Source organism: Marinobacter lipolyticus SM19 (assembly GCF_000397065.2).
In the GTDB taxonomy this organism is placed as follows: Bacteria; Pseudomonadota; Gammaproteobacteria; order Pseudomonadales; family Oleiphilaceae; genus Marinobacter; species Marinobacter lipolyticus.
This window is the reverse complement of record NZ_KE007329.1, coordinates 105886-115672: the sequence shown is the minus strand read 5'-3', so window position 1 is coordinate 115672 and position 9787 is coordinate 105886. Positions and strand designations below refer to the sequence as shown.

Annotated in this window: 8 protein-coding genes; 2 read left to right on the top strand and 6 right to left on the bottom strand. The window is 55.4% G+C overall.

What is annotated here, in order from left to right:
• Positions 1–81: 81 nt before the first annotated feature.
• Genes purT through MARLIPOL_RS17410 form a run of 4 tightly spaced genes read right to left on the bottom strand, consistent with a single transcriptional unit; the run spans position 82 to position 2619 of the window.
• A complete protein-coding gene (gene purT / locus MARLIPOL_RS17425; protein WP_012139657.1) occupies positions 82–1272 on the bottom strand; it encodes a formate-dependent phosphoribosylglycinamide formyltransferase in 1191 nt (396 codons plus the stop codon).
• Between the two features lie 27 nt (positions 1273–1299).
• Complete coding sequence (locus MARLIPOL_RS17420) at positions 1300–1482, bottom strand: DUF1289 domain-containing protein (RefSeq protein WP_012139655.1); 183 nt, start codon at positions 1480–1482, stop codon at positions 1300–1302.
• A complete protein-coding gene (locus MARLIPOL_RS17415) occupies positions 1482–2012 on the bottom strand; it encodes a gamma carbonic anhydrase family protein (RefSeq protein ID WP_012139654.1) in 531 nt (176 codons plus the stop codon). Before MARLIPOL_RS17415 ends, MARLIPOL_RS17420 begins: the two co-directional genes overlap by 1 nt.
• A 1-nt stretch (position 2013) precedes the next feature.
• Positions 2014–2619, bottom strand: coding sequence for an NUDIX hydrolase (locus tag MARLIPOL_RS17410; protein WP_012139653.1), 606 nt, complete (start codon positions 2617–2619; stop codon positions 2014–2016).
• Positions 2620–2718: 99 nt separating this feature from the next.
• On the opposite strand from MARLIPOL_RS17410, the gene MARLIPOL_RS17405 reads away from it, so the two are divergent.
• Positions 2719–3267, top strand: coding sequence for an NUDIX hydrolase (locus MARLIPOL_RS17405; protein WP_012139651.1), 549 nt, complete (start codon positions 2719–2721; stop codon positions 3265–3267).
• Positions 3268–3272: 5 nt separating this feature from the next.
• Here MARLIPOL_RS17405 and MARLIPOL_RS17400 read toward each other — a convergent pair whose 3' ends face one another.
• Together MARLIPOL_RS17400 and purL are read right to left on the bottom strand one after the other, a co-directional pair.
• Positions 3273–3584, bottom strand: coding sequence for a Nif3-like dinuclear metal center hexameric protein (locus MARLIPOL_RS17400; protein ID WP_012139650.1), 312 nt, complete (start codon positions 3582–3584; stop codon positions 3273–3275).
• A 436-nt stretch (positions 3585–4020) separates the two neighbouring features.
• Complete coding sequence (purL, locus tag MARLIPOL_RS17395) at positions 4021–7926, bottom strand: phosphoribosylformylglycinamidine synthase (RefSeq protein WP_012139649.1); 3906 nt, start codon at positions 7924–7926, stop codon at positions 4021–4023.
• Positions 7927–8261: 335 nt separating this feature from the next.
• On the opposite strand from purL, the gene mltF reads away from it, so the two are divergent.
• On the top strand, positions 8262–9776 hold the full coding sequence (gene mltF / locus MARLIPOL_RS17390) for a membrane-bound lytic murein transglycosylase MltF (RefSeq protein WP_012139648.1): 1515 nt from the start codon (positions 8262–8264) through the stop codon (positions 9774–9776).
• Positions 9777–9787 lie beyond the last annotated feature (11 nt).

The following is a 9787-nucleotide window of genomic DNA, read 5'->3' as shown; positions in this document are numbered from 1 at the left end:
GAAAGAGATGCGCATTCTACAGAGCTCAGGCGAGGTGTCAACGGTTTGTTCAAAACTTTTTTGAACAACCGCAAAAAGCGATCAGATATCCACCTTTACCGCGGCTGCAGAGCGGGCTGCCTTTGCCCTGGCCTCTTCAAGGGATTCGGCGTTCGCAAGCGCCACACCCATTCGGCGGCGCCCTTTCAGTTCCGGCTTACCGAACAGCCTTATTTGAGTATCGGGCTGAGCCAGTGCATTTTCAAGACCGGAATAAGACACTTCGGAAGAGTCCCCTTCCGGAAGGATCACGGCTGAGGCGGACGGGCCCAGCTGACGAATTGCCGGTACTGGCAACCCCAGGATCGCACGGGCGTGAAGTGCAAACTCGGACAGATCCTGGGAAACCAGTGTCACCAGCCCGGTGTCATGGGGGCGAGGCGACACTTCAGAAAACCATACGTCCTCTCCCTTTATGAAGAGCTCAACCCCATAAACGCCATAACCGCCCAGATTCCCCGCGACAGCTTCGGCTATCTCCTTTGAACGGGCCAAGGCCTTTTCATTCATGACTTGCGGTTGCCAGGATTCCCGGTAATCGCCGTCCTCCTGACGGTGACCGATCGGGTCACAGAAGGAGATACCGTCCCGGTGTTTGACCGTCAGCATAGTGATTTCGTAATCAAAATCCACGAAGCCTTCAATAATCACTCGCCCCTTCCCTGCTCTGCCGCCGGTTTGTGCATACTCCCAGGCCGCCTCTATATCGCTTTCCGCTTTGACCGTACTTTGCCCTTTGCCAGAGGAACTCATTACCGGCTTCACCACCAGAGGCAGGCCGATTTCCCGCACCGCCGCCAGGTAGTCTTCCCAGGCCTCTGCAAACCGGTACGGAGAAGTAGGCAGCCCCAACTCTTCTGCAGCAAGCCGGCGGATCCCTTCTCTATTCATGGTGAGATTGACAGCCCGGGCCGTCGGGACAACCCGATACCCCTCTTTTTCCAACGCAACCAACTCCGGTGTTGCTATCGCTTCGATCTCCGGAACAATCAGATTCGGTCGTTCCTGCTCAATAATCGCGCGGAGCGCCTGGCCGTCCAACATATCCACCACATGACTGCGATGAGCCACCTGCATCGCCGGCGCGTTGGCGTAGCGATCAAGTGCAATCACCTCGACGCCAAGGCGCTGGAGCTCGATGACGACTTCCTTCCCGAGCTCTCCTGAGCCACAGAACAGAACTTTAAAGGCATTTGATTTAAGCGGCGTACCAACGCGCACGGTTTCAGACATCGTTCAGGGTTCCTGTAGCTTCAAGAATTACAGCGCAACTTTCTCTTCACGCTTGGCGACTTTTGTAAGAACTTCACGGCGCTCATCATTGGTCATACGGGTCCAGCGCATGATCTCGTCACCGGTGCGGTGGCATCCGATGCAGACATCGCTGGCATCCAGGGCGCAGACGCTCACACAAGGGGAACGCACTTTATCAGCCACCTTCATTATTCCGGCTCATACGGTGTCAGCTGCCCAAGATAGCGTTCGGCATTCTGGACATAATGGAGGGCGCTGAGCTCCAGCATTTTTTTCTGGTTGTCATTCAGCTCCCGCTTGATCTTGCCAGGCGAACCTACAACCATGGAGCCATCAGGAATTTCCATACCTTCGGGTATCAGAGTGTTGGCTCCGATCAGGCAATGCTTGCCAATCTTTGCACCGTTAAGAATCACGGCATTAATACCAATCAGCGAATAATCACCAATGTCACACCCGTGAAGCATTGCCTTGTGACCAACGGTGACCCCTCGTCCCAGCGTCAGAGGGATATCCGGGTCGGTATGAAGTACCGAGCCATCCTGGACATTGGACTCCGGACCAATCGTGATCAGATCATTGTCCCCACGGATCACCACGTTGAACCAGACACTGGCCCTGTCCATCAACCTGACACTGCCAATGACCGTTGCGTTGTCGGCGACATATTGCCCCTTGCCCTGTAGTTCGGGCCTGCGGTCGCCCAGCGAATAAAACATATCAGCCTCCTGTGCGGGAAGTTTTGGGAGCGGGCGGTTCAAGAAGATCAATACCGACGTCGTATACGGCATTCAGGAAATCGACCAGGACCACGGCCGACAACCCCCAGATCTCGTAGCGCTCCCATCGGTAGCATGGAACATAAAAAGTATGATTCAGAAAGTCGAGGGCATCCGTACGTTCCCGCCTGTCCTCCAGGAAAAATTCCAGTGGGACACGGAAGATACTCTCAATTTCGTGGGGATTGGCGCTTAATGGATGATCTCCGGGAATAACACCAACGTAAGGCGTGACGAGTATGCCATAACGTGACATCACCTGGCTGAGGGGGGCAACTACCCGCACCTGGTCGGGCGGCAAACCGATCTCTTCATGCGTTTCCCTGAGCGCAGTCGCTACCAGGGAGGGATCCGTAACATCCCGCTTCCCACCGGGGAACGCCACCTGTCCACGATGTGTATTCAGGTTCGCCGAGCGTAGCGTAAACACCATTTCCGGATTACGGATATCGTCCGTGATCGGCACAAGAATTCCGGCTTCCGGGTAATCCAGCGCCAACTGGCGAGGCGCATATCCGGCAAGTCGTTCTTTAAGGAGATCGTGCAAAACCCTGCTCCGTTTACGACTGACTATTGAATGAGACAGCGGCAGCACAGATCGTTAAACTTGCTACCAAACATTTAATATAAGTATACGGTGAAACCCATGAAATACTGCAGCACATGCGGCCATCCTGTTGAGCAACGAATTCCCCAGGGCGATAACCGCCACCGTTATGTGTGCGTGAGCTGCGAAACCATACACTACCAGAATCCCCGCATCGTTGCGGGCACGGTTCCCGTTTGGGAAGGCCGCATTCTGCTGTGTCGGCGCGCCATTGAACCTCGCTACGGCTACTGGACCCTGCCGGCCGGTTTCATGGAAAATGCGGAAACCACTATCGAAGCCGCCGCCCGGGAAACCCGCGAGGAGGCGCTGGCCGAGGTCAACATCGATGGCCTCTACACTATTATCGATGTTCCTCATATCAATCAGGTACACATGTTCTATCGTGCGACGCTGATTGATGGCACCTTTGGGGCCGGGGAAGAATCCCTTGAAACCCAGCTGTTTGATCTTGACGATATTCCCTGGGACGAGATTTCATTTCCGACGGTCCGGAAAACCCTGGAGTTGTACCTGGAAGATCTGAGAAGCGAATCCTTCCAGGTGCATGTCAGCGACATCCGCTACTCGATCAAAGACCGCAAGTAAGCCTGCTACATAACTTCCATTCTGTAGACTTCGTAGGCGGGCTCTTCATAAGGGTGCGCCTTTTTGAACGCTTCCAGCGCCTCACTAATGAGCTCGTCTTTACACACCAGCTCTACCTTGTACTCATCCACCACTTCCAACTCACCCTGCTGACCGAGAAACGGCTGACTGCCATCCAAGGGACGGAACTGCCCTTGTCCGCGGCATTGCCAGGCACAACAATCATAATCACCTATGCGCCCGGCCCCGGCTTCAAACAACGCGGCTTTGGTTTGCTCCAGGTGTGTTTCCGGTACGAAATAACACAACTTGTACATGGCCTTCACTCCTCGAAACAGCACATCCAGCCGACCAGCGCCGGATATTTTTTGTACAGATTAAGCATTTACCCACTTACCCACAGAATCTGTGGATAACTCTGGGGAAAGTTTTTGGGTACATGCTTCCACCCCCCGTGATTACTGCACTTTCGTTAAATTGGCGACAAATTCACCTAATGACATAATTCCTTATTTTTCAATAATTTATTAAAGTCGAGTAAAAGTTGAACCAAAAATCAGATAATTGTTCATGGAACGCACAGCCTGGCACCAACAATGTGCATAAAAGTAACGAGTCAAGAGAAAAAATTCCATTTTCAGGAGAAATTCCTCTTGAATTATGCACAGACTTGAGTCTTTCAGACACAAAAAAACCGGCCTGAGGACTTGCATGTTGCAACCCCTCAGGCCGGTTCCGGTTTAACCAGTGTGATCAGCCGAACCAGCGACGAGCATTGCGGAACATCCGTATCCAAGGCCCATCTTCCTGCCACTCACCGGGGCGCCAGGAATGCTGAACTGCCCGGAACACCCGTTCAGGGTGAGGCATCATGATCGTAACCCTGCCATCACGCGTAGTCACACCGGTAATACCCGCTTCGGAACCGTTAGGGTTATAGGGGTAGCGCTCGGTTGCCTGGGCGCGATTATCCACATACCTCAGGGCTACCAGCTCGCTCTCCTCCAGTGCTGCAGCGGAGTCAGCACCACTGAACTCAACTCGCCCCTCGCCATGGGCAACCGCAATGGGCATCCTCGACCCTGCCATACCTTCCATAAACGCTGACGGTGAAGGCAAGACCTCTGCCATCACCAGGCGCGCTTCAAACTGCTCGGACTGGTTACGTACAAAGCGCGGCCAACCCTCACTGCCGGGAATCAACTCATGGAGATTGGAGAGCATCTGACAACCGTTACAGACGCCCAGCGCCAGGGTGTCCTGACGATTGAAAAACGCAGCAAACTGGTCCCGGACCCGATCGCTGAACAAAATCGACTTGGCCCAGCCTTCGCCTGCTCCCAGTACATCACCGTATGAGAAGCCTCCGCACGCCACAAGACTGTTGAAGCCTTCCAGCGAAATGCGACCAGATAGCAGATCACTCATATGAACATCCACGGACTCGAATCCGGCCCGGTCGAAGGCCGCCGCCATTTCAACCTGACCATTAACGCCCTGCTCCCTGAGCACGGCGACTTTTGGCCGGGCACCGGTGTTTACAAACGGAGCCGTGATGTCTTCATTGATATCGTAACTGAGATCGACACTGAGCCCCGGATCTTCCCGATCCAGCAGGTTGTCGAACTCCTCCTGGGCACACTCGGCATTATCACGCAGAGACTGAACACGATAGCTTGTTTCCGCCCACAGTCGCTGCAAGTCAGTCCGGTCTTCATCGACCACTGATACGCCTTCAAAGGTAAAGCGGACACGATCGTCCTCCCTCAGAGAGCCAATCACCGAGGTATGGTCGCCAAGACCGGCTCCGGAGAACTGCTGCAGGACAAAATCGGTGTCTTCGCGACGTACCTGAATAACCGCTCCGAGCTCTTCGTTGAAAAGCTCCCGGGCAAACTGGGAGGCCTCCTCAGCCAGTCCATCCAGCTTGATGTCGATGCCGGTGTGACCCGCAAAGCTCATTTCCGCGAGCGTCACGAACAGACCGCCATCGGAACGATCGTGATAGGCCAACAGTTTATTGTCGCTGTTGAGGCCCTGGATCACGGCGAAAAACGCCTTGATATCTTCAGGGTCGTCCAGATCCGGTGCAACGGCGCCTACCTGACGATAGACCTGCGCCAGAGCCGAACCACCAAGACGATTCTGGCCGGCTGCCAGGTCAATCAGAATCAGATCAGTCTCGCCGGCATCAGATATCAGCTGAGGCGTCAGCGTCCGTGCAACGTCTGTTACTGGCGCAAACCCACTAATAATCAGCGACAGTGGGGACGTCACACTCTTCTGCTCACCACTGTCCTCATCCCAGACGGTTTTCATGGACATGGAGTCCTTACCAACCGGAATGGTAATACCCAGCTCGGGACACAACTCCATACCCACAGCACGAACGGTTTCGTACAGGTTCTCGTCCTCACCCGGATGACCTGCAGCAGCCATCCAGTTCGCTGACAAGCGAATATCTGACAGATTCGCAATCGATGCAGCCGCAAGGTTTGTGATCACCTCACCTACAGCCATGCGACCGGAGGCCGGAGCATCAATCACCGCCACAGGAGTTCTTTCGCCCATTGCCATGGCTTCGCCGGTGCGGACATCGAAGGAGCTGGCCGTCACGGCCACATCACTGACCGGTACCTGCCAGGGGCCCACCATCTGATCGCGAGCCACCAGACCTGTGATGGTGCGATCGCCGATGGTGATCAGGAAGCTCTTTGAGCCCACGGACGGCAATCTCAGCACCCGCTTGATGGCATCGCTCAGGTCAATCTTTGAAGAATCAAAGATTGGCTTGGTAAACGAGGACCGGGAAACACTGCGGTGCATGCGAGGCGGCTTGCCGAACAACACCTCCATGGGAAGGTCAACCGGCTTGTCATCGAAATAGGAATCACCCAGTTCCAGATGATGGGATTCCGTAGCTTCACCGATGACCGCGTACGGGCAACGTTCGCGACGGCACAACGCGTCAAACTGCTCCAGGTTCTCAGCAGCAACGGCCATGACGTACCGCTCCTGGGATTCGTTACACCAGATCTCGAGCGGAGACATACCCTGCTCATCGCTGGGAATTTCTCGCAACTCGAACTTGCCGCCCCGGCCGCCATCCTTCACCAGCTCCGGCATGGCGTTGGACAGACCACCCGCACCGACGTCGTGAATAAAGGCAATGGGGTTGTTCTCACCCATCTGCCAGCAGCGGTCAATCACTTCCTGGCAACGACGCTCCATTTCGGGGTTATCACGCTGAACCGAGGCGAAATCCAGGTTTTCGTTACTGGCACCGGAATCCATGGAAGATGCGGCCCCGCCACCGAGACCAATCAACATGGACGGACCACCAAGAACGATCAGTTTGGCACCAACCGGAATATGGCCTTTCTCCACATGCTCGCCACGAATATTGCCCAGGCCACCGGCAATCATGATCGGCTTGTGGTAACCCCGGACTTCCTCACCAGCCGCGCCTGGCACTTTTTCTTCGAAGGTGCGGAAATAGCCCGCCAGGTTTGGTCGGCCGAATTCGTTGTTGAACGCGGCGCCGCCAATGGGCCCTTCGATCATGATGTCCAATGGTGAGGCTATGCGATCCGGCTTGCCGTAACCGATCTCCCAGGGCTGGGGATCGCCAGGGATATTCAGGTTTGAGACCGTGAAGCCCGCCAGCCCGGCTTTCGGCTTGGAACCGCGCCCGGTTGCACCCTCATCCCGGATTTCACCACCGGAGCCAGTTGCAGCACCGGCAGCTGGGGCAATGGCCGTGGGGTGGTTATGGGTTTCCACCTTCATCAGGATGTGGATGTCTTCTTCGTTGTACCCGTAAACGCCGGTTTCAGGGTCCGGGAAGAAACGGCCACCACGGCTGCCACGTATAACAGACGCATTATCCTTATAGGCAGACAGCACACCCTCACTATTCATCTCATAGGTATTGCGAATCATCGCGAACAGGGATTTTTCCTGCCCTTCCCCGTCAATATCCCAGGATGCGTTAAAAATCTTGTGGCGACAGTGTTCAGAGTTCGCCTGGGCGAACATCATGAGCTCTACATCCGTGGGATCACGCTCCAGTTCCGTAAACGATTTCACCAGGTAGTCGATTTCATCTTCAGCCAGCGCCAGCCCCAGGGACTGATTGGCTTCGACCAGAGCCTCGCGGCCACCGGCCAGCACCGGAACGCGATTCAGCAATCGGGGCTCCTCATGGCTGAACAACAGCTCCGCTCCACCCATCTCATGGAATACCTTCTGGGTCATCCGATCATGCAGAAGGGAGGCAATTTTCTCACGCTGGTCCAGATTCAGTTTGCGATTGGCCCGGACATAATAGGCAATACCCCGCTCAATGCGTCGAATCTGACGCAGGCCACAGTTTCGCGCTATATCCGTTGCCTTGCTCGACCAGGGTGACAACGTGCCAGGACGTGGAACAACCAGAAACAGGACCCCTTCCGGATCTTCGACCGGGACACTGGGGCCGTAGGTCAGCAATCGATCCAGAATCGCCTGTTCGGGCTCGGAAAGCTCGAACTCCAGATCGGTGAAGTGCATGAACTCGGCATAGACGTGCTCAACTTCCGGCACAATGTCCTGGAGGCGAGCGTGCAATTTGCTGGAGCGGAAAGGCGAAAGCGCTGGAGCGCCGCGAAGTTCAAGCATGATCGAAACCTGTATCGCGCGAAACTGGGAAGTCAGGGCACCTGCCAGAACTGGCAGTAGGCACCCGGCCATCTGAAAGGCCGCCATGATACTTGAAAGCGTGGCAGGGATACAGCGCCACAGGTGTAATTACGGCCATGTACAATTGACATTGTTTTGCATAAAAATTGGTCACGTTTATTGACCATCCCAAGCGGACCGGGGATCATGGTCTTGTGGCATCGGACGCCACCATCAGGTAGTACTCGGATCAATCCGCACCGATCAATGATCGGGTAAGCACGGGTTCGTCGTACACTCAGGGTCCTGCAGCAGTTCCAGGGGAGACCAGGGATTTGTCAAAACTCAGACTGTATTTCGCCAGCTACGCTCTACGCTGGCTATTGCCTTCTATCCTCGTGATCATTTCAAGCGGATGTTCCAGGCCGACCACGCTTCAGGAGATCCGCTCGGAAGGCGTACTTCATATCATTACCCGAACGGCCCCTTCCATCTATTTCGAGGGCCGGGACGGCATTACCGGCTATGACTACGAACTCGCCAAGCGACTTGCAAAGGAACTCGGCGTCGAGCTCAGGGTCCGCGTGGTCGAGAACAACACTGACATTCTCTCCGTGCTCGATCGCAACTTCGCTCACATTGGCTTGGCTGGCTTATCAAATCGCCCCGAACTGGCCGAAAAATACCACACACTACCTACCGGCATACTGGCAGAGTCCGTGGTTATCTACCGTCGTGACACCGCCCGCCCGGAGAACGTGGAGGATCTTGCCGGCGTCACACTGCACCTGGTTGCCGACAGCAATCACGAACACCGCTTGGAGAAGCTTCAGGAACAGTACCCCGATCTCCAGTGGCAGGTTCATACATCGCTGGACGCAGCCGGCATCCTGGCACGGGTTGAATCCGGCGAGTTTTCCACAGCCGTTGTGTCGTCAAACGAACTGGACCTCAACCACGTTTACTTCCCGCAAGTAAAAGAATCATTTTCGCTGGGAGAACCCGAGGAGTTGGCCTGGCTATTCCCCGCAGAGCAGGATGACTCCCTGGCGTTGGCCGCCCGGGAATTCTTCGAGAAACTTCGGGATAACGGCACACTCGCCCAGCTCGCCGAGCGGTTTTATGGTCATCTCGACCGTCTCAACTACGTGGGTGCCCGCACCTTTGTTCATCATGTCAATAATCGACTGCCCAAGTATGAGACCCTGTTCCGCAGTTACGCCGCTGACTATGGCCTGGATTGGCGTCTACTGGCGGCAATTGGTTATCAGGAGTCCCATTGGCGCCCAAACGCGGTTTCACCCACTGGAGTGCGGGGGCTGATGATGCTAACCCAAAGCACCGCAGGCCAGATTGGCGTCAGCAACCGCCTGGATCCAGAGGAAAGCATTCAGGGAGGCGCAAAATACTTCACCCTGGTTCACCGCCAGATCCCAGAGCGCATTCCGGAGCCAGACCGGACGTGGTTTGCGCTGGCTTCCTATAATGTAGGATTTGGTCATCTGGAGGATGCCAGGAGACTGACAGAGGACGCAGGCAGAAATCCGGACCGCTGGCTGGACGTCAAGGAATTCCTGCCGCTGCTGGCCCAGAAAGAATGGTATTCCAAGACCCGATACGGATACGCCCGTGGACACGAGCCGGTCATTTACGTGCAGAATATCCGTCGATACTACGATGTACTGGCCTGGATGACCGAGCCCGCGGAAGAGCGGCCCACTCAGGAAGAACCCTGGTTTGTTGATCTGGAAGGCGCGGAAGATAACGAAGGCCGAGCAGAGGCGAAGCCCGAAGGAGACATGCGGGCGATGTTACCACGGGAACTGGGAATGATTCCGCCCACATTGTAACAGCCGGGCCA